The sequence below is a fragment of the Paenibacillus ihumii genome, assembly GCF_001403875.1.
In the GTDB taxonomy this organism is placed as follows: Bacteria; Bacillota; Bacilli; order Paenibacillales; family Paenibacillaceae; genus Fontibacillus; species Fontibacillus ihumii.
The window spans coordinates 2,999,376-3,018,698 of record NZ_LN884299.1; the positions used below are offsets into that span (position 1 = coordinate 2,999,376).

General features: G+C 45.8%; 18 protein-coding genes and 1 other annotated feature. Of the genes, 5 read left to right on the forward strand and 13 right to left on the reverse strand.

The features are described from left to right. A complete protein-coding gene (locus BN2762_RS20590) occupies window positions 1-939 on the forward strand; it encodes an alpha/beta fold hydrolase (RefSeq protein ID WP_083485048.1) in 939 nt (312 codons plus the stop codon). Between the two features lie 27 nt (window positions 940-966). Here BN2762_RS20590 and BN2762_RS20595 read toward each other — a convergent pair whose 3' ends face one another. Both BN2762_RS20595 and BN2762_RS20600 read right to left on the reverse strand, forming a co-directional pair. Further along, complete coding sequence (locus tag BN2762_RS20595) at window positions 967-1,416, reverse strand: nucleoside deaminase (RefSeq protein ID WP_055108742.1); 450 nt, start codon at window positions 1,414-1,416, stop codon at window positions 967-969. A gap of 241 nt (window positions 1,417-1,657) precedes the next feature. After that, complete coding sequence (locus BN2762_RS20600; protein WP_055108743.1) at window positions 1,658-2,377, reverse strand: DUF981 family protein; 720 nt, start codon at window positions 2,375-2,377, stop codon at window positions 1,658-1,660. A 654-nt stretch (window positions 2,378-3,031) separates the two neighbouring features. On the opposite strand from BN2762_RS20600, the gene BN2762_RS20605 reads away from it, so the two are divergent. After that, window positions 3,032-3,679, forward strand: a complete 648-nt coding sequence (locus BN2762_RS20605) for a hypothetical protein (protein WP_055108744.1) — start codon at window positions 3,032-3,034, stop codon at window positions 3,677-3,679. Window positions 3,680-5,052: 1,373 nt separating this feature from the next. On the opposite strand, the gene rbsK is transcribed toward BN2762_RS20605, so the two are convergent. Together rbsK and BN2762_RS20615 are read right to left on the reverse strand one after the other, a co-directional pair. Further along, complete coding sequence (rbsK, locus tag BN2762_RS20610) at window positions 5,053-5,973, reverse strand: ribokinase (RefSeq protein ID WP_055108745.1); 921 nt, start codon at window positions 5,971-5,973, stop codon at window positions 5,053-5,055. Between the two features lie 269 nt (window positions 5,974-6,242). Next, window positions 6,243-7,775 carry a 2-isopropylmalate synthase gene (locus tag BN2762_RS20615; protein ID WP_055108746.1) on the reverse strand — a complete coding sequence of 511 codons (1,533 nt, stop codon included), beginning with the start codon at window positions 7,773-7,775 and terminating at the stop codon, window positions 6,243-6,245. Window positions 7,776-7,868: 93 nt separating this feature from the next. After that, window positions 7,869-8,097 (reverse strand) — a binding site (T-box leader). A 1,131-nt stretch (window positions 8,098-9,228) separates the two neighbouring features. Between BN2762_RS20615 and BN2762_RS20620 the strand changes: the two genes are divergently transcribed. Further along, entirely contained in the window at window positions 9,229-10,425 is a 1,197-nt protein-coding gene (locus BN2762_RS20620; RefSeq protein ID WP_055108747.1) for an oxalate decarboxylase family bicupin, read from the forward strand. Between the two features lie 128 nt (window positions 10,426-10,553). Here the strand turns inward: BN2762_RS20620 and BN2762_RS20625 are convergent, their stop codons facing one another. The 7 genes from BN2762_RS20625 to BN2762_RS20655 all read right to left on the reverse strand — a co-directional run bounded on the left by BN2762_RS20625 (window position 10,554) and on the right by BN2762_RS20655 (window position 15,274). Further along, on the reverse strand, window positions 10,554-11,165 hold the full coding sequence (locus BN2762_RS20625) for a flavin reductase family protein (protein WP_055108748.1): 612 nt from the start codon (window positions 11,163-11,165) through the stop codon (window positions 10,554-10,556). 29 nt (window positions 11,166-11,194) lie between these two features. After that, window positions 11,195-11,809, reverse strand: coding sequence for an alpha/beta hydrolase (locus BN2762_RS20630; RefSeq protein ID WP_055108749.1), 615 nt, complete (start codon window positions 11,807-11,809; stop codon window positions 11,195-11,197). Beyond that, entirely contained in the window at window positions 11,809-12,759 is a 951-nt protein-coding gene (locus tag BN2762_RS20635; protein ID WP_055108750.1) for a ring-cleaving dioxygenase, read from the reverse strand. Before BN2762_RS20635 ends, BN2762_RS20630 begins: the two co-directional genes overlap by 1 nt. A gap of 25 nt (window positions 12,760-12,784) precedes the next feature. Further along, complete coding sequence (locus BN2762_RS20640) at window positions 12,785-13,411, reverse strand: nitroreductase family protein (RefSeq protein WP_055108751.1); 627 nt, start codon at window positions 13,409-13,411, stop codon at window positions 12,785-12,787. 44 nt (window positions 13,412-13,455) lie between these two features. After that, on the reverse strand, window positions 13,456-13,851 hold the full coding sequence (locus BN2762_RS20645) for a DoxX family protein (protein WP_055108752.1): 396 nt from the start codon (window positions 13,849-13,851) through the stop codon (window positions 13,456-13,458). A 160-nt stretch (window positions 13,852-14,011) separates the two neighbouring features. After that, window positions 14,012-14,452 (reverse strand): MarR family winged helix-turn-helix transcriptional regulator, encoded by a 441-nt coding sequence (locus BN2762_RS20650; protein WP_055108753.1) that lies wholly within the window; start codon window positions 14,450-14,452, stop codon window positions 14,012-14,014. 96 nt (window positions 14,453-14,548) lie between these two features. Next, window positions 14,549-15,274 (reverse strand): YdeI/OmpD-associated family protein, encoded by a 726-nt coding sequence (locus BN2762_RS20655; protein ID WP_230202556.1) that lies wholly within the window; start codon window positions 15,272-15,274, stop codon window positions 14,549-14,551. A 101-nt stretch (window positions 15,275-15,375) separates the two neighbouring features. Between BN2762_RS20655 and BN2762_RS20660 the strand changes: the two genes are divergently transcribed. Next, window positions 15,376-16,032, forward strand: a complete 657-nt coding sequence (locus BN2762_RS20660) for an SGNH/GDSL hydrolase family protein (protein ID WP_055108754.1) — start codon at window positions 15,376-15,378, stop codon at window positions 16,030-16,032. Window positions 16,033-16,191: 159 nt separating this feature from the next. On the opposite strand, the gene BN2762_RS20665 is transcribed toward BN2762_RS20660, so the two are convergent. Next, on the reverse strand, window positions 16,192-16,374 hold the full coding sequence (locus BN2762_RS20665; RefSeq protein ID WP_055108755.1) for a hypothetical protein: 183 nt from the start codon (window positions 16,372-16,374) through the stop codon (window positions 16,192-16,194). Window positions 16,375-16,598: 224 nt separating this feature from the next. Here BN2762_RS20665 and BN2762_RS20670 point away from each other — a divergent pair, with 224 nt between their 5' ends. Then, the gene (locus BN2762_RS20670) at window positions 16,599-16,886 is read left to right on the forward strand and encodes a hypothetical protein (RefSeq protein ID WP_055110258.1); all 288 of its coding nucleotides are present in this window, start codon (window positions 16,599-16,601) and stop codon (window positions 16,884-16,886) included. Between the two features lie 82 nt (window positions 16,887-16,968). On the opposite strand, the gene BN2762_RS20675 is transcribed toward BN2762_RS20670, so the two are convergent. Continuing rightward, entirely contained in the window at window positions 16,969-19,314 is a 2,346-nt protein-coding gene (locus BN2762_RS20675; RefSeq protein WP_055110260.1) for a DUF262 domain-containing protein, read from the reverse strand. Between the last annotated feature and the right edge of the window lie 9 nt (window positions 19,315-19,323).

Here is a 19,323-nt window from a genome sequence, read left to right on the forward strand (position 1 = left end):
ATGAGGATGATCATAGGAATAGCAGGCCTATTGGCTCTGGCTGCCTTGATGATATACAACATATACAAATTCAAACAGGCGGAATCCAAGTATCCGCCTCGTGGACAGTTCGTCACGGTTCATGGGGTTCGATTGCACTATTTATGTAAAGGCAAGGGGAAAGCGGTCGTTTTTCTTCATGGAGGAGTCTTATGCAGCAGTGATTTTACCGAAGCGATGGATCTCGCTGCAGCACAAGGATATCAGGCCCTGGCCTTCGATAGGCCAGGCTATGGGCATAGCGGAAGACTTGGCCGTGAACACGCCAGTCCCCTTGCTCAGGCCCGCCTGATCCATGATGCGCTGCAGGAGCTGGGCATCCAAAAGCCGATTGTCGTTGGACACTCCTGGAGCGGAACGCTGGTTATGGCCTATGCCTTGTTATATGGAGATGAAGTTGAAGGTGTAATTACGCTTGGCGCAATGATGTATAAAGAGGGCTATCCCGCCGAGCATGGGGACCCGATATCAAAGCTGGTAACGACGCCGGTCCTCGGCCGTCTGCTCCTCTACACCCTGCTGCAAAGTCCGCTCGGGACGATGATGGCGAAGCGAATCACGGCAGAGACCTTCTCGCCCGAGGCGGCTCCCTCCGGTTACGTAGAGGCTGTGCTCTCGCTTTGGTTCCGTCCGGGACAATTCAGGGCGAACCGCGAGGATGTTCTCGCATTCGCCCCTGCCGCCATAAGCATTCAGCATCGCTATCCTGAAATCCGCCTCCCGGTTGTGATCGTCGCTGGAGAGCAGGATCCCTTCGGTACGAAAGAGCAAGCCTTGAGATTGCAGCGGGATATTCCGCATGCGCAATTGGTGGTTCTCCCGCAGGCTGCGCATATGATTCCGCAAAATCATCCGGCAGAGGTGATGGAGGCGCTCCTCCAGCTAAGCGCTATCCATTAAAGGCGATGATTCGCTGCTATTATTTTTTCATTTTGCTTGATCCTGTTTTCCATTTCGCTCGATCCATAATTCAAAGGGCTCAGAGCCGTTCGCCATCTCTACATATTGATAGGGAACGTTCTGATTGCTGCCCGCAGGAACGATATTCGCCTTCATGGCAGCTTCTTTGGGGGAGGCGTAGTAGACTGCTTTAAGATCAGCCCGTCCAATTGCGCCTTGGCACATAGGACACGGCTCCCCGCTCGCGTAGATCTCGCAATCGGACAACAGCTCGCTTCCCAATACCCGGCTGGCCTCCCGAATCGCCCTCAGCTCGGCATGGTCGGTCGGATCCTTTGTTTCCAGCACAGTGTTGACGCCGGCCGCAATAATCTCACCGTTCCGGACGATTACAGCGCCAAAGGGGCGTCCCCCCTTCTCCATTACGTTGCTGCGGGCCAAATCGATCGCCTGCTGTAAAAAATACTGAGTATTCATCTATGCAATCCCTCCTGACTATCTCTATTATATCATCCGCTATTTTGGGTGTAAGCCTGGCCTGCTTAAACAAAGTAAAGGCCGCAACCTTCCCGGCTGCAGCCTGACAGTAATCTTTTTCTTATACCTTGGTTCAAACCCATTCGCCTATGATATAAGCTCGTTGCGACATTGCTTACATCGTGTTAAGGATGAGCCCTTTACCGTTGTCGCAGTACCAAACGCCTAAAAACTACATTGCTCACATCGTGTTAATAATGAGCCCGATATGCGTAAAGTAGTTCATCGCTCCGAAAAGAACAAAGAGTATTCCTGTCACCCTCCAGCATAACCCCATAATTCGGGTAACCATAGGATTTCGCGTAGCCAAAGAAAAGGGCAGAAGAATCGCCCCGATCCCGGTAATGGCATACAGCCCGGATATAAAGGAAGCCTCCAGCATCGGATAATCCGCGAAGCGCCCGGATATCGGCTCCTCGGGCGGCGCGGCAAACAGCTGATAGTATACGCCGGCAATGGCTATCGATATAAGCGCTAGTCCCATAGCAGCAGCGAAATAGGATAAAGGCCGGATCATCTCGATCAGCTGTGAAGCCAGTAAGCCAGATGGCTGTTTAGCTTCCTTGCCGCCCTGCTCGGCCTTCAGCTGCAGATTTGATCTCCGCCAAATGAGGATCGATCCGCCCAGCAGCATAACTCCGAACGCCAAAGTAGGCTCTCCGAATATAATGTCATCAAACGGAAAACCAACCTTCGATAGAGGCCAGGTGAGTGTCATTGCCCCGCCCGTTAAGGTTAAAATGAAGCCGGGAATAGCGAAGCCAATGGACCAGCCCTCGAGGCTGATTTTTTCTCCGCGGGTGATATGCCGGCTAAAACGAACCAGCATCAGCAGCGCAATCCCAGTTGCTACGGACATGATGGTATTGTACATCTGTGTTTGTGACCAATCGATTTGCATGCGGTGCCTCCCCTACTCGTGTAATTCGCCTTCTCGTCCATTTATTCCCACAAAATAAACAGGCATACTTTCCAGCTAAAAAACCGTTATCGCTTACGCTTCAGCGTTCCGGGCACCCAAATATGTTGCTTGAGCCGAGTGTTGGTAGGCCTCCAACGCCGGAAGAAGTAAGGTATCAAGGAGGTATGTCGGGAGGTGCGTGGGAGGTACGTGGGAGGTACGTGGGGAGGTACGTAGGAGATGCACCGCAAGATACGCGGAAGGATGCACTGCGAGATACGCCGAGGGATGCAGTGCGAGATACGCGGGGGATGCAGTGCGAGATACGCTGAGGGATGCAGTGAGATACGCTAAGGGATGCACAACGAGATACACAGGGGATGCAGTGAGATACGCTAGGTAAGCAATCATGGTAAGTAGTGAAGGAAGATATGCATTGAAGCCTGTATCGAAGATTAGCAATCAATATTAACTTGCCGAGCAGGATAGTTTCAATTTATACTTGCCTTAAACGGTTATTTTCAATATGGAACGGTCATGAAGCACATGCCGCTTTGACTCTCATCCCTTCCTGGTAATGGAAGGCATGTTGGGTCGGAGCGGTTTTTGCGTTCCTTAGCTTGGCGATTCATATATAGGGAAGGATGTGGGCCGATGCGGCGCTTTGAAGAAGAATATGAAAAATGGCTAATGAATCAGATTTCAGAGGAAAAAAACCACCGACGACGGGAACTGCTTGAAAAGGGACTCGGGCACGGAACAATAGCATTTTTACGATCAATATGGTTTCCCGCGGTCGGTAACTTGAATAACTTGTATCCCGAATGGGAGGTACGCGACTTCCATAGCGGCTATCGTTATTTGGATTTGGCATATATGCCAGGAAATTCGAAGGGCGGAATTGAAATTCAAGGCTACGGTCCTCACGCAAGGGATCTTGATGTCAGGCGATTTAAAGATCTGTGCCGAAGGCATTGTCTGCTTGCTCTCGATGGCTGGGTTTTTCTACCGATTGCCTACCTGTCCATTCAAGACGAGCCCGAGGAATGCCAGCAGCTTGTTCTGTCCTTCATCGGAAGGTTTATTTCCACAGACGTTCCGTCCCACCTGCCTTGGCTTGAAGCTGAAACGATGCGTTTTGCCCGCCGTTTGCTTCGCCCTTTTACGCCTATTGAGCTTGCCCATCATCTGCGGATCAGCGACCGCCATGCCAGACGGATTCTTCAAAGGATGCTTGATATGAACATTTTGGCCATTGCCAGCGGCAATCAGCGAGGGCGAAGCTATAAGCTTAAAATATAGACTTAGAGAGAAAATGCTAGGGTAAATTATGTAGGTTAAGTGAGATTAGCGAGTTAAGTGAGATAAGTGAGTTAAGTGAGATAAGAGAGTTAAGTGAGTTAAGTGAGTTAAAATGACGGGAGAGCCGAGAGTTTTTGACAGAAGCGTATTCGTGTCAGGATTACACCGTATGGTGCAAAGTTTAATGTTTGGTTGTAGTGGAAGGCGCCAAGTGTGTAAAGCGTCGGGATGAAGGCAGACCTGCGTTCCAGACGTACGGAGTGTAAGGTGGACAGATTGGACGTGGTGGATGGTGCAATGTTCGGTGTGCAGACGGGTAAGGTCGGTTATGCTGTTTTGGTGTGCGGTGTGCGGTGTGATGGATGGAGGCGATTTTTGCGGGGTAGAATCAACCTGGTGCATCATGATGGCGTTTTGGGGAACAGTGCACGGCATGTCGTGTATGATGCAGCTGTTCGATATGTAATGTAGGTATGTTGTGTTGATGCTCTATGTTCGATATGTGGCGTAGGCATGTTGTGTTGGTGCTGTGTGTTCGATATGTGGCGTAAGCATGTGATGTAGGCCGGAATCTGTGGGGTGCAGTTCTCGTGGTGGGGTACAATGCCTGGCATATTGTGGGAGGTGCAGCCTGTTCGATATGTGATATTGGTGGGAAATCGGTGCAATTGTGGTGGTATGCGGTGTGCTAAACTCTGCTTTGGTTATGAACTAATTGCAGGCTATAGTGCCGAAGCAGTGCTGAAAAGTTTTTTAATGTTCTGCATGATCACCCGATAAAAGCTAACGGACAAGAGATCCGCTATTTCACTTTTTAAGCCATTTTTCCAAAGCTAACGGACTTAGGATCCGCTATTCACCTAAAATCAATGTAAAATTCATCAAATATAGCCTAATAGCGGAACTACGGTCCGTTAGCTCCAGATTTTTTGGCTTTTTCTCAAAATAACGGAACCAGGGTCCGTAAAGTTAGGTCTCCATTTGCAACCGATGTAACTAGTGTAATTGTGTAGGTGCAATTATGGAGGTGTAACTGGTGTAATTGTGTAATTAATGCAGCTTTTGCAGCTGATGCAGTTGATGCAGTTGACGGAGGTTCGAACCTTCCAAGCATAATCAAAGCTCCTCACCAAGCAGTAACCACAGCAGTAAGCAGCCTAACCTAGCAGTAACTGGGCAGTAACTAGGCAAACCGTGCAGTAACCAAGCAATAACCTAAGCATTAACCAAACAGCAACCAGCCAATAACCAAGCAATCACCTAAGCAGCAACCAAACAGTAACCAGCAGTAACCAGCAGTAACCAAGCAAAAACCTAAGCAATGACTAGACAGCAACCCAATCCTTGCTCCAGGTTTAGAGCTCTGTCTATTCCTACTGCGTCAAAAGGTCAACCTCGCGCCGATCCGGTATCGAGGTCTGTGCCCCTGCCTTGGTTACAACGATGGACGACACTTTTGTAGCAAAGGCAATCGCTTCCTGTACGCTTTTCCCCTCTGACAAACCTACTGCAAAAGCTGCAACATACGAGTCGCCCGCCGCCGTTGTATCGACCGCTTTAACTGCACGGGCCGGAACATGAACGGTGCCACTTGCACTCACGTACAAAGATCCGCTGCTGCCAAGGGTAACAATCACATTTCTTACGCCTTTGGATAGAAGTACTTTTGCCGCATCTTCTGCGGCGGTTATGGAATCGACAGGCTGGCCGCTCAGCTTGTGCAGCTCGGACTCGTTGGGAATTAAATAGTCCAGTTTGCTGAGCACAGCGTCAGGTATAAAATCTGGTGCAGGCGCTGGATTTAAGATGACGGTTTTACGATGCTTGCTTGCCAGTTCAACAGCCTGGTACACCGCCTCATGAGGGATTTCCATCTGCAAAATAACCATTTCCGCTTCCTCGATCAGATCCTCATTGGCCACAATGTAGTCTTTATCGGCAAGCTCATTTGCACCCGCCAGCACCACAATGCTGTTATCCCCCTCATCATTCACTTGAATCACAGCCAATCCGGAAGAAGCCGCCGATATAAGTTCAATGCGAGCGGTATTGACCCCTGTCTCCCGCAAGTTATCTAAGAGAGGGACCCCAAATTCATCTCCTCCTACCTTGCCGAGCATGGTGACACTAGCCCCTAGCTTTGCAGCAGTTACCGCTTGGTTAGCTCCCTTGCCCCCTGGTATCCGCTCAACAGATCTGCCAAGCAAAGTCTCACCCACCTGTGGTATATAAGCGACCCGTAGCACCAGATCCATATTAATGCTGCCAATTACTAAAATTTTGCTTGCTCCCATACGTTACACTCCTTAATGACGTTGCCTCGATATAACAAATCAATGCTATTCTATCCTAGTATTCTTTCCAATACCAGTTGATTGAAACAGGTTAATTCCTAATCGATGGAGTGGTACCTCATGATCTTAGAAAACAAAATGAAAGAGGACCGGGAGCCAAACAGCAATCCGAAGGAACACAAAGCCAAATGAGGACGAGATCACCAAAATTAGGATCAAGGTGGAAGCCGGCGTTGCGCCCCCACCCATTCGTTTATTGCGGTTATTTTCTACTGAGCTTGCGGTTCGAGCAGAACTGCGTTGATGCCATTCAGGAAAGCAAGTGCACTGGCTTTAATGATATCGGTATCCATCGCGCGGCCCGAGTAAATTTTGCCTTCATATTGAACGCGGATGCTCACCCGGCCGACAGCTTCCTTGCCGCGAGACAAGCTGCTGATCTTGTAATCCTCAAGCTGAACATCCAGACCGGCCAGAGACCGGATGACACTGTATAGTGCATCGATCGGACCATCTCCAACGGCGCTCCCTTTTAACGATTCAGTGCCTTTCTTCAGCTCCACGATAGCCGTAGGATACAGATCATTCGTAATCACTTGGAATGAGACGAGCTCATAGAGATGCTTGCTGCGGCTGTCCATCGTCCGGTGACTTGCGATCAGATAGAAGACGTCGTGATCATATACCTCCTTCTTCGCGTCAGCCAGCCGAAGAAATTTCTGAAAAAGCTGTTCGAAATCTGCTTCTGCCCCCGTATCAAAGCCCAGCTTCTCTACCGTACTCTTAAAGGCATGCCGGCCGGAGCGGGCCGTCAGAATCAGCTCCATGCTGTCCGCTCCGACCTCCTCCGGCGACATAATCTCATAGACTTGCTTATCCTTCAGCAAGCCGTCCTGATGAATCCCTGAGGAATGTGCAAATGCATTTTCACCCGTAATGGCCTTGTTCACCTGCACATCCAGGCCTGTCAAATGGCTTACCAGCCTGGAGGTTCGAAGCAGTTCCTTGGTTTGGATATCAGTATAGCACTGATAGTAATGCTCTCTTACCTTAAGGGCCATTACCACTTCCTCTAGTGAAGCATTCCCCGCGCGCTCTCCGAGCCCATTAATCGTACATTCGATTTTTTCGGCTCCATTCTTAATGGCGCTGAGGGTATTGGCCGTGGCCAGTCCGAGATCATTATGACAGTGTACACTTAAGATGACTCGATCATCCAAATTTTTAAGCCGTTCATTGATTCGGCGAATGAGTTCGCCAAATTCCTCGGGTACAGCGTAGCCCACCGTATCCGGCACATTGATCATGGTGGCGCCTGCCTTTACGACAGCTTCGATCGTCTTCCACAAGTATTCGAAATCCGATCTAGACGCATCCTCGGTGGAATACTGCACGTGGGGAAGCAGGGTTTTGGCATATTTGACCGCGTCAACTCCCATTTGTAGCACCGCTTCCTTAGTACGGCTGAATTTTTTCTCCACATGAATGTTCGATGTACCCAGCACAATGTGAATCAACGGGTTTTGCGCCAATTTTATGCTCTCGTATACGGCATCTATATCGCTTCTGACCGCTCTGGCAAGCGCCGTAATCGTTATTTGGTCTCCGACGCTTCTGGCGATTTCCTGTACAGCCTGAAAATCCCCCTCTGAAGACGCGGGAAAACCGGCTTCAATAATATCAACATTCAGGCGCTTGAGCTGCTGGGCCGTTTCTATTTTTTGCTGCATGTTCAGTTTTGCGCCCGGAACCTGCTCTCCGTCTCGCAGAGTCGTATCCAGCACGATGATTTTTCGATTCATGAACATTACCTCCCAGACCATATTAAAAATATATATGTGAAGCGGGGTTGGTTAAACCCGGAATTTAACCAACAAAAAAACCCCGTCTCTACGCATAGAGACGAGGTTTAACCCGCGGTACCACTCTAATTCATTTCCCGAGAAATGATCTCATTCGATGGCCAACACCATCTATCCCTGTAACGGTGGAATTCCGGCTGGCCCTACATGTCAGGCAGCTGTTCATAGACGAGTTCGAATTGAAAGACACTGCCGTTTCCCACCAGCCAACGGCTCTCTGCAAGGCCAATTCACTTCTACTATTTCTATTCATCACATTTAGATTTGAATTTATTGGATATTATATGCCCGTATCCCTGTATTGTCAACCATATCGCAACTGCAAACTTTTCCTAACCACTGCCCGGAGTCGTGCTAATCCAAAATCAAAAGATTCCATATTCATTCATTGACAAAGCAATTTAGAATTAGGAAAGGCTTGTCTCGCCTGCTCGAAGGACGAGATACTCCTATCCCGGCCCGTAGCTCCATACCCCGATAACATATCCAAATGGCGGCTTGGCATGCAGCAGCGGTTCATTCACGATATCAACGAATCTGAATTTTCCATCTCAGTCCGGGCGGATTGAATCCACTGGATTACCTCTGCCCTTTGCCCGGAGGCGGAGAGGCTGCCGATCCAGAATCGTTCTTGGCTTCCCCGGATCAGAGTATGGAGTAAAGGAAATCCATTACTACCGGTTAAGTTGTTCGCCGTATGCGCCGCCATTCAGTTCATGCTGTTACGGGTCGCTTCCGCGAAACTCCATTTGGCCGAATTCTTAGGCATAACCTGGTTCAAGTAACACGGCAAAATTGACGGGCGGCATTCGCAATCACGTTGTCTAAAAACTTGCTGCCGGTCGCTACCCCGGCACGACATCATTGATCCAGGATGGAGAGAACAAGGAAGCTACAAATACAATTAAAGTCAGCCGAACCGCCAATTTCGATCCTGACCATACATTGTTTACCTCTCTTTTTTTCAGCTGATCATTTGCGCGGTTCCCTCGACTGAAACTGAAACAGCATCACCTCCAGCCACAAAATACAGCTTTGTTAGGCGCTTACATTACCCATATTATAGAATTCAATCCACAAATAACATACTGGAAATTAAAGTATTTATCTTCATTATTATAGTATTTTGACCAAACGAAAAACCATTCCATGTGGCCTGAGCTCGTAAACAGCGCGCCGTTTATAGATTATTATTCTCCGAGGCCGTTCTTAGAATAACACTGACTGAAATTTTCGAAGGTCGACTCAATTCCCTGCTTGATTCAATCGCTCAGCCCCGACTTTCAATTCTTAGCTATTAAAGCCTAGAGTTATTCGACTTCATATTTTCCAAGCACTCCCCCATAGAAATATTTAGAGGACTCGAATTTCGATGAATTGGAGGACAGCTATCATGAAAGAGCCTTATCCGGGCTATACCAAGCCCCTTATCGTTCCTCAGCCTTTACGGAGCGATGGCGCAGGAGGGCCGGACTTTGGCCCGCGCGATGTGCTAAGAGACTTAGAAAACCCGAATATGCTCGTTCCGCCTGCCACAGACGCCGGTTTGGTGCCAAATCTGAAAATGTCTTTCTCCGATACTCATATGCAGTTGAATCACGGAGGCTGGTCTCGCGAAATTACCGTACGAGACTTACCCGTTGCAACGACGCTCGCCGGCGTGAACATGAGCTTGACTCCTGGAGGAGTAAGAGAGCTGCACTGGCATCAGCAGGCGGAATGGGCGTATATGATTTGGGGAAAAGCACGTATTACAGCAGTGGATCAGAACGGTCGCAACTTCATCGCAGACGTCGGTGAGGGCGATCTATGGTACTTCCCTGCTGGAATTCCGCATTCCATCCAAGGCTTGGAGACGGGATGCGAGTTCTTGCTCGTGTTCGATGATGGAGAATTCTCTGACTTAAACACGTTGTCGATTTCGGATTGGTTTGCCCATACTCCCAAGGATGTGCTGGCCGCTAACTTCGGCGTTTCGGAAAGCGCCTTTGCCACGATTCCTTCCGAGCAGGTTTATATCTTTCAGGACGATATTCCGGGTTCCCTGGAAAGCCAAATGGTCGAGTCCCCTTACGGCACGGTACCGCAAAGCTTCAAGCACCGTCTCCTGGCTCAGAAACCGCTAGTAACGCCGGGGGGAAGTGTAAGAATTGTGGACTCCTCGAATTTTCCCGTCTCCAAAACAGTTGCCGCTGCCCTGGTCGAGATTAAACCCGGCGCCATGCGGGAGCTCCATTGGCATCCCAATAACGATGAATGGCAGTACTACCTCACAGGACAAGGACGAATGACCGTATTTGCCGGAAACGGAATTGCCCGCACCTTCGATTACAGGGCAGGCGATGTCGGCTATGTTCCTTTTGCATATGGCCATTATATTCAAAATACCGGAACGGAATCGTTATGGTTTCTGGAAATGTTCAAAAGCGACCGGTTCGCTGATGTTTCCTTAAATCAATGGATGGCCCTTACACCGCGGGAGCTTGTGGCCGATAATCTTCATGTTGGCTCAGAACTGATCGATGCCTTACGAAAAGAAAAGTGGCCTGTCGTTAAATATCCCGATTGTTACGGGGAGCCTAAATCATAGAATGAATAGTCCGGTTGGCAGGTGGCCGCGCATCCCTTACTGCAATCCCTGCCTTTCTGGGGCGGGAGAACGAAAAAACCCTAACAACGGCTGCTAGGGTTATAATAAGGGGGATTATAATTTGATTTCTATTGCGGCCGCTCTATCTCAAACCGCTTGCCAAGGCGAGCATAGAAGCTGCCAGCCAACCGGCTGGCCGGATTCAGCCTCACAGGATCGATATGACCATTTTCGTATATCTCATCATCGATGACAAAACGTACGACCCGGGCAATAAGCAGGTCTGTGGCCGGCGCTTCTTCGGTCCCGCCCAGTGTGACGGATTGATCAAGCACGCATTCCATCCGAACCTTCGCTTCGCGGATTCCGGGAACGGCAACGGCCTCGCTGGCGATTGGAGTCAAACGGGTCAAGGCAATTTCACTTTCCTCCGGCGGCAGGTTCGCAGCTGTCTCGTTGACAGCTGCGACCATGCTTTCATCCACGATGTGGATCACCATTTCCCCGCGAGCCATCGCATTGCGGGCTGTGTCCTTCGCTTCCCCATTCTTGCGCTGCACAGCCACGGACAACAGCGGAGGCGAGCTGGATACGATGGAGAAATAACTGAAGGGCGCAGCATTGAGAACTCCCTTCTCGGATAAGGTCGTTACGAAGGCAATAGGCCTGGGAATGACGCTGCCAATGAGCAGCTTATAGCTATCGCGCTCACTCTGCACGGCTGGATCTATAGATATCACGATGCTTCGCCTCCCGTTTTTTGGACAGATCAGGCCCTGCCCAGCTTTTCGCTGAACCAGGCGGCTGCTGCAGTTACTTCACTGTTCGTCAGCTGATGACCGAAGTTCTCCCAATGCACAGTTACATCGGCTCCCGCTTCGCTCAACAGCCCTTCCAGCTCCTCGGTTTCATCTGGCGAACAGATCGGGTCATTGCTTCCCGCGCCGATAAATACGGGAACTCCGGCAAGATTCGGAAGCTTGATGCCTCGCAGAGGAACCATCGGATGATGGAGAATCGCCCCTTTGAAGGCATGTTCATAATGGAACAGCAGGCTGCCGGCAATGTTCGCTCCATTCGAGTAACCGATAGCCACCAAGTTCCCCCGGTCGAATTCGTATTCCTTGGCGGATTGATCCAGGAAATCATTCAGCTCCTTCGTGCGGAGGACCAAATCCTCTTCATCGAACACGCCTTCCGCAAGCCGTCTGAAGAACCGCGGCATCCCGTTCTCCAGCACATTCCCTCTTACCGAAAGCACGGAGGAGTTAGGCGATACCAGCTTGGCGAGCGGGAGCAAATCCCGCTCTGTTCCGCCAGTTCCATGAAGGAGCACTAGCGTAGGTGCCCCTGTGTCAATCCCTTTTTCAAAAATATGTCTCATTACTTGGTCCCCTCCTTTAGTACCCTAACTACAAACGGTTCAAGATTCGCCTCGATCTGCCCGCGCACCGGCTCAAACCAGGACGGAAGCATCAGCTTCTCGCCCAGCGCCTCCGGCTCCTCATCCCGGGCAAAGCCTGGAGGATCGGTAGCTATTTCGAACAGTATGCCGCCCTCCTCCCGGAAGTATATGGCATTGAAGTACTGGCGGTCGATAATTGGCGTCGGGTTAAAGCCGCTCTCCCCGACCCTTTGCTGCCATTGCTCATGTTCGTCGAAGTCCTTAGCCCGCCAGGCGATATGGTGCACGGTTCCGGCTCCGCCGCTGCCCCATTCCATATCCTTCAGCGGCACATCGATGATGTTGCCGATCTCTCCCGAAGCTTGGAACCGGGCATAGAAATCGTCCTCACCGGTTTTGCTCAATCCGAGGACCTCCTCCAGTACTCGCATGGTCTGCTTGGCATCCACACTAAACAAGACGGCGCCGCCAAAGCCCTTGATCGCTTTATCTGCAGGAATGCCGCCGAACGACCAGGTGCTGTTCGCTCCCGCTTCGCGCTCTACAAGCTCAATCCACAATCCTTCGTTATCCCTGAAATGGAGATATTCTTCACCCAACCGCGAGGTTTTCGTTAGAGAGATTCCAAACCCTTTTAACCGCTGCTCCCAGAAGTCAAGCGCTCCCGGCGGCACGACATACGTCGTAATCCCCACCTGGCCGCCTCCAACCTTCCCCCGCCGGGAATTCGGCCAAGGGAAGAAGGTAATGATCGTTCCCGGACTGCCGTGCTCATCGCCAAAGTACAGATGATAGACCTCGGGGGCATCGAAGTTGATTGTTTTTTTCACCAATCTTAAGCCGAGAATACCTGCGTAGAAGTCGACGTTCTCCTGCGGACTCCGCGCAAATGCCGTAATATGATGAATGCCTGCTGTTTGTAATGTCATAATCATACACTCTCCTTTGGTAATATTAAAAGCCGTTATACGTAACAAATTCCCCTACAGGCTTGCGGTAACCGCGCAGCCGCTGTCCGGATACATCCTCTTTACCCAGAGCAATCAGCATGACCGGCACATAGCGCTCTGGAATATTTAGCTCCCTCCGCATCTGCTCCGGGTCAAAGCCGATCATTGGACAGGTGTCCCAGCCTTTATCCTTGGCAATCAGCATCAAGAGCATGGCCGACAGGCTCGCGTTGCGAATCGCCTCGTCCCGCTTGAAGGAATCGCCGCGATCCTCATAGAACTGAGTCACCGATTCCACCGTCATATCGAGTTCCTGCTTATTTATGATGCCCAAATGCAGCATTCCCTCGTTCATTTGCCTCACATTCTCGAAGGCATTTAAATCGCCCAGCACCAGAATGGCCGCCGATGCCGTCTTGACCTTGTATTGCTTGTTCGCGGCCTCATACACTTTATTCTTCCGCTCAGGGTCTTTAACGACCACGTAATGCGCATGCTGCAAATTAAAAGCAGACGGGGCATACTTCACGAGACTGAATATCTCCTCCAGCTCTTGATCGGAAATGGTTACCTCGGAATGAAACTTTGTGGCAGACCTTCTATCCTTCACTACATTCACTAGTTCGCCCATGAATATAATCCTCCATCACCCAATCGTTTTTATTTATACCTTTTTTAAAAAAGAGCAGCCAACGAATAAGCGCCTGCGCCTGTTAAGGCAATACCGATAACTACGACGAGCAGAACCAGCGGATATTCATAGCCGTTTGCCGTTGACCATAGGCCGTTCTTAAAATGTACCTTTACAATAGCCCCTATCATAGCCAGGCCAATGAGTACAGCCGCCAGCGGCGTCAATAGCCCAAGGGTGAAGAGCAGCCCGCCGACAAATTCCATGAGGCCGGCCAATACCGCCATGAGAACTCCCGGCTTAATGCCGATCGACTCCATCCAGCCCCCCGTGCCTTTAGGCCCGTAGCCGCCGAACATTCCGAACAGCTTCTGTGCCCCATGCCCGATGAACAATATCCCTATAACCAAACGAATCAGCAACAAACCTAGATCCAACATAATTTATACATCCTCTCTCACTATTCATTATTTTGATATTCATCTTCTTTAATTCAAGATATTTTAGAAAAAAAAGAGGTCAGATGGAGCTAGCGTAAAACTGCTTCTTGACCTATACGACGATCAAAGGATGGCTTTCTAACTTCCTTCATTAACCCCGCTAAGAGTTCTCGGCCCCCTTGCCCAGACGCTTAAGCAATTCTGTCGCTTGGAGCTTCTCCTCATAATTGAGGCCGCTCAGCCTCGAATGCACAAATTCAGAATGATCGGGAAAAATCTGCTCAAACAGCTCGGTCCCGCTCGCCGTAATTTCCGCATAAATCACTCTTCTATCCTGATCACAAGGCACTCGGCGAATAAGTCCCTTCTGTACAAGCTTGTCGATATTGTAGGTCACGCTTCCGCTGGTGATCAGAATTTTATCTCCAATCTGCTGCAGGGGAATCCGGCCTTTGTTATACAGTACTTCGAGAATCGTAAATTCCGAAGGTGATAAGCCGCGCCGCTTCATATCCTTGATCGCCTGGTCCATAATCGTTTTGTAGGCTTTGGAGAGAACAACAAACAATTTAAGCGAAGCTGTATGTTCTTGATCCGGCATTTCAGTCACCTCCATTTATTTCGTGTTCAAATATCTTGAATTAAAGATATATGATTATTCGCTGATTGTCAACCTTTTTTAGAAAAAGGGCTGGCTCTATTCTCTTCTTGCTCTATATAAATCAATCGACTTATATCCCTGGGCTAGAATATCGCACATCTGAAGCAAACGCTTCTCCTGTGTCTCGCTTCTTTTCGCACTGTATACATAACGTGCCCAGTCCTTCTGATATCCAACAGCTAAATTATCGTATTTATCCAGCAATTCCTTCCTGCTGCCCAAATATTCACGAAGGCTCGGGATATGATCCACATAGTCGTTGACCCGTTGGCTGCTCTTTGTGCCCGGTGATTTGCCCTTCGGAGATTGCGATTTCAGGCCAATCACCGTAAACACATCATCCATGCTGACCATCCGCGAGAACTTCAAAGTGCTGTCGGATACGTATCCTTCCGCATCCACCAGGTTTTGTTGAAAGAAGCTGTCCCGATCGATGTATTCCTTGTATTTGCGGTTGTTTTTCTTCGGGTAGGCAAAAAATAAATAGCCGTTCTCTTGAATGGCCTTCTTCTGAATGACTAGATCCAAATACTCCTTGAATTGACCCATATTAAATATGAATACAAAAATGAGATCATATTTCTCCTTCGTCATTTCGGTATCATACTGCAGATCCTTAAAATCCTCGATATCCTCCGGCTGGTTCAAAATCAGCTTCGAAGCGTATTTATTTAAATTCAATTTGGCAACTACATTATTCTGTGCGCTCATCATGCTCTTCAACCTTTCTACATATGCAAAATCAAGCTGTTCCATATCCATGATAACATAATCTAAAGCAGGAATTAAGGAAGGCTGAGTAGAAAGGAAAGTTAGAGAATGAATTTATATTGTCATGTACCCGAAGGGAGAATCCGAAGAGAATGCTGTTGGAAAAAGGTCAAAAGCTGCTGTTTATTGGAGATTCGATTACGGACTGCGATCGCCAGCGGCCGCTCGGCGAAGGTGGGTATGGCGCGCTAGGCAATGGGTATGTCGCCCTTGTTGATGCTTTGCTGCTATCCGTCTACCCAGAGCTGGGAATACGCGTCATAAATCAAGGAATCAGCGGTAATACCATCCGCGACCTGCAGGAAAGATGGGAAGAGGACGTACTGAACCGCAAGCCGGACTGGCTGTCCATCATGATTGGGATCAACGATGTATGGCGGCAATACGATACGCCGCGGATTCCCGAAAGGCATGTCTATGCCGAGGAATATGAAGCGACCCTGCGCAAGCTGGTGACACAGACGAAGCCGCAGCTGAAGGGGCTTATATTAATGACACCGTTTTATTTGGAGCCCAACCCGGAAGATCAGATGCGCAAGACCATGGATGAGTACGGGGCCATCGTGAAGCAAATTGCAGCCGAGGCTGGAGCGGTATTCGTCGATACGCAAGCTGCGTTTAATGTAGTGATGGAGGAGCTGTACCCGGCAGCCCTGGCCTGGGATCGCGTCCATCCGACCTATCCGGGACATATGGTTCTGGCCCGGACATTTTTGCAGGAGATCGGGTTTGATTGGAACCGGAAATAAGGCTGTAATCCATAATTATTTTATATGAACAAAACCTGACGGTTCACCTGTCGCTAAATAGCACAACTTAATTATAAACGCTTTGTGGATATAGGACTTTATTTAACTAACGAAATGACCTCTGATAAAAAATCTATCAGAGGTCATTTCGTCAAAACACTATAGGTTTTTATCTCCAATCGGTATGGAGCCATTAATTTCTTCGTATTCTTCAATGTGCTGCTCAATTAAGTATTCAATTTGCATTGCAATAGATCGTTTATTTATATTCGCAATGTACTTAATCTTCTCAAAATTACTTTCTTGTAGTCGCAGAGTAAAAACACGTTTATCAGTCGCCATTATTCTACTCCCTAAAAGTGATGTCAATATTGTATCATTGTGAAATAATTTTATATAGAATCACTTTGACATCACTGTGATGTCACTTTATAATAATTATTAAAACTAATATAGTTTTTAACAATACCTTACTCGATAGCCGACCCACACTTCCTTTAATCCCAACTCACATTCTTAACAAAATCAACTGAATACATACAATTATTAATTTGGAGGCAATAATGATATCCCATTCATTAGAAGTTTTGATTGAACCGCTTATTCAGCATCGATTGAAATTACTTTATAAAGAATTGGCCAGAACAAACTCCCAATATTATGAGATGTTCAAGGAACGTGAACGATATTTACACCAAATGCGGGAGTCAATACCCGATATACTTTACGATACCCTATTTCTTTACGAAGATACCCAGATTTCTATGCAAACCATTTTAGAAAGAAATATCTATCTTCAAGGCTTTAAAGACGCTTTGTACCTTTCCGATGAATTATATAAATATACTTTATAATATCACTTGCTATCTTTTACGTAAAAAAGCAAAACACTTGAGATGTGTTTTGCTTTTTTATAAGGATATCAAATTAAAAATGTTATTTTAGGATATTTGCTTTAAAATTATCACTTGTTTCAAACAGATTTTCAATTGTATAACTTTCTGGAACCTTTTGTATGATTTTATAAATCGAAATTAATTTTTCAATTATCACACTTTTATTCTCTTCAATCATTTCAAACGCTAAATCATCCAATAAAACCCAGAGAATATAAAAATTTTGATCCGTGCGACTTGAATTTGATTTTGACTTATGAGCAAATATTACATTTAAATAACTATCATCATTATCCGTTAATAGATTTATTTTCTCTATAAATTCTAGTACTTTTCTTACTGAATTTTCAAAAGAAGTCGAATCATTATTAGTAACATCACTTAATATCTTTGTGATATCAGCTTTTTGCTTAATTCTAGCACTTACCCTACCTGATCTAATAAATATATTTAATACACTTCTTAATTCATTCCCTGAAATATTCCTTTTATAGTCCATATAGGCTAAAGAAGTAATTAACTCTTCATTTCTCATTCTAGTATCCTGCGCTCTGAATATTCTACCTGAATATTTTTTCGATATTTCCCTTATCGATAAGATAGTTTCCTTATCAACGTAAGCATTCCACATTTCAAAAGTGTTTGGTTTAATTGGATATGGTTTTGTATTAAGTCTTAGGAATAAATCAATACTATTAAAATTTGGGTTTTGTTCTGCATCAATTTCAACTACATCCAGTTGAAAGTCAAATATTTTATCTCGAAATATTTCTCCTATACTTATAGAATCACAATCGTTAAGTTCATCTAATATCTTCAAACCTTTTAACTTAAACATATGTTTCTCAGATAATTCCTTACGTCCTTCTTCATTCAAATAACTTTCGCCTAAAAATCCAATAATCGAAAGAAGTCGTTGTTGTCCATCTACAACTTCACTGACTCTATCATTTCTCTTATATATAAAAATTGGAGGTATTTTAATACCGAGCAAAATACTTTCCATAAGATATGATGATTTTAGTGGATTAGTGACTTCAGAACGCTGATAAGGTGGACGAATCAAGAATCGTGATTTTTCTATTTTTTGAATAATATCCTCTATAGTCATTGAGGTAGGATCAGTTTTGTTTAAACGATGATAACTTATTTCATATAATTGTTCTGAATCATTGCTTAGCACTGTTTTAAAATCCGAAGAATTTTTAAGATAACTTTCTAAATTAAGTGAATATTTACTTATGAAATAATTAGCAACAAAGGTGTACCTATTAAGTATCGATTTATAATAATGACTACCAGTCGTCTCAAAAATTTCATCAATATCTCTTGTTTGAATATCTATATCATTCCAAAATTGATCAAATTCCTTAGCATTATCAATATCTTCACAGAATTCTTCTAAGTTAATATTATTAAATATTGAACTGTAATCTTTATACAGTATTGAGAAAATCCAATAGCAACATTCATATAATAAACCAGAATCTACAAATTTACTCTTATTTTTAATTAAGATATTTCTTATTACTTTTAAAACTTTGATTACATTTGTAAATTCATCAATAACATCATCAATATTTTGAGTTGCAATCTTTTTTTTGTAATAAGCACTAATTACATCATTTTTATAACTACTATGAGCATAATTTCTAATAGGAATTAAAGGTAATGTTATAAGTCTTCTAATTCTGGTCATTAAAACATTTAACTTATCCCTGTTTTGGGCTTTAGATTGGCTTTTCGGTAAAAATATATTAACTACTTCATTATATAATTGTGTATCTCTTTTCAATAATTTATTTAATTCTATTGTAGTAAAATCCTCAATAAACTCAGCTCTATGTATTTCTTCTTTTTTTAGTGGTATGATTCCTGAGTTATACCTTCTAAATATCTCCTTTTTTATCTTATCTTCTTTAACTTCTTCTAATGAAGGCTCATTAACAACACTATATTGTAATATTCGTAGTTTAATCTCTTCAAACCGTTCTTGGAGTTCTTCGGGTAATTCAATAAAACGTTTTCCAGCTAAACTCTTTAAAGACTTTAAACCATCTTCTTTTAAAAGAATTTTATTTTTTAAAAATCTGTCAATAGTTTCGTACCTTTGCCTTCCATCAATAACTTCATTTACTTTATGGTTATTAAATAGCACTAAAGGTGGAATTTCCGTACCTAATAAAACACTTTCAATAAAATATGTTGCTTTTGAATCATCCCAAACATACTTCCTTTGAAAATAGGGGGCATAATTTATTTTTTGGGAAAAACGTTTATTTTTAAATATTGAAGCAATAGATTTTAATGTATTTTCAATCTTTAAATTATTTTTGAAAATACTAGTGATATCTGAATAATCCAACTCTATATCATTATGTGACATAAAATACTG

Coding starts and splice junctions, on each gene's coding strand:
- BN2762_RS20645 (WP_055108752.1), bottom strand. CDS start 13,851: ATGTTGGATCTAGGTTTGTTGCTGATTCGTTTGGTTATAGGGATATTG.
- BN2762_RS20665 (WP_055108755.1), bottom strand. CDS start 16,374: ATGGCGACTGATAAACGTGTTTTTACTCTGCGACTACAAGAAAGTAAT.
- BN2762_RS20660 (WP_055108754.1), top strand. CDS start 15,376: ATGCTGTTGGAAAAAGGTCAAAAGCTGCTGTTTATTGGAGATTCGATT.
- BN2762_RS20605 (WP_055108744.1), top strand. CDS start 3,032: ATGCGGCGCTTTGAAGAAGAATATGAAAAATGGCTAATGAATCAGATT.
- BN2762_RS20640 (WP_055108751.1), bottom strand. CDS start 13,411: ATGGGCGAACTAGTGAATGTAGTGAAGGATAGAAGGTCTGCCACAAAG.
- BN2762_RS20655 (WP_230202556.1), bottom strand. CDS start 15,274: ATGGATATGGAACAGCTTGATTTTGCATATGTAGAAAGGTTGAAGAGC.
- BN2762_RS20650 (WP_055108753.1), bottom strand. CDS start 14,452: ATGCCGGATCAAGAACATACAGCTTCGCTTAAATTGTTTGTTGTTCTC.
- BN2762_RS20620 (WP_055108747.1), top strand. CDS start 9,229: ATGAAAGAGCCTTATCCGGGCTATACCAAGCCCCTTATCGTTCCTCAG.
- BN2762_RS20675 (WP_055110260.1), bottom strand. CDS start 19,314: ATGTCACATAATGATATAGAGTTGGATTATTCAGATATCACTAGTATT.
- BN2762_RS20615 (WP_055108746.1), bottom strand. CDS start 7,775: ATGAATCGAAAAATCATCGTGCTGGATACGACTCTGCGAGACGGAGAG.
- BN2762_RS20600 (WP_055108743.1), bottom strand. CDS start 2,377: ATGCAAATCGATTGGTCACAAACACAGATGTACAATACCATCATGTCC.
- BN2762_RS20595 (WP_055108742.1), bottom strand. CDS start 1,416: ATGAATACTCAGTATTTTTTACAGCAGGCGATCGATTTGGCCCGCAGC.
- BN2762_RS20630 (WP_055108749.1), bottom strand. CDS start 11,809: ATGAGACATATTTTTGAAAAAGGGATTGACACAGGGGCACCTACGCTA.
- rbsK (WP_055108745.1), bottom strand. CDS start 5,973: ATGGGAGCAAGCAAAATTTTAGTAATTGGCAGCATTAATATGGATCTG.
- BN2762_RS20590 (WP_083485048.1), top strand. CDS start 1: ATGAGGATGATCATAGGAATAGCAGGCCTATTGGCTCTGGCTGCCTTG.
- BN2762_RS20635 (WP_055108750.1), bottom strand. CDS start 12,759: ATGACATTACAAACAGCAGGCATTCATCATATTACGGCATTTGCGCGG.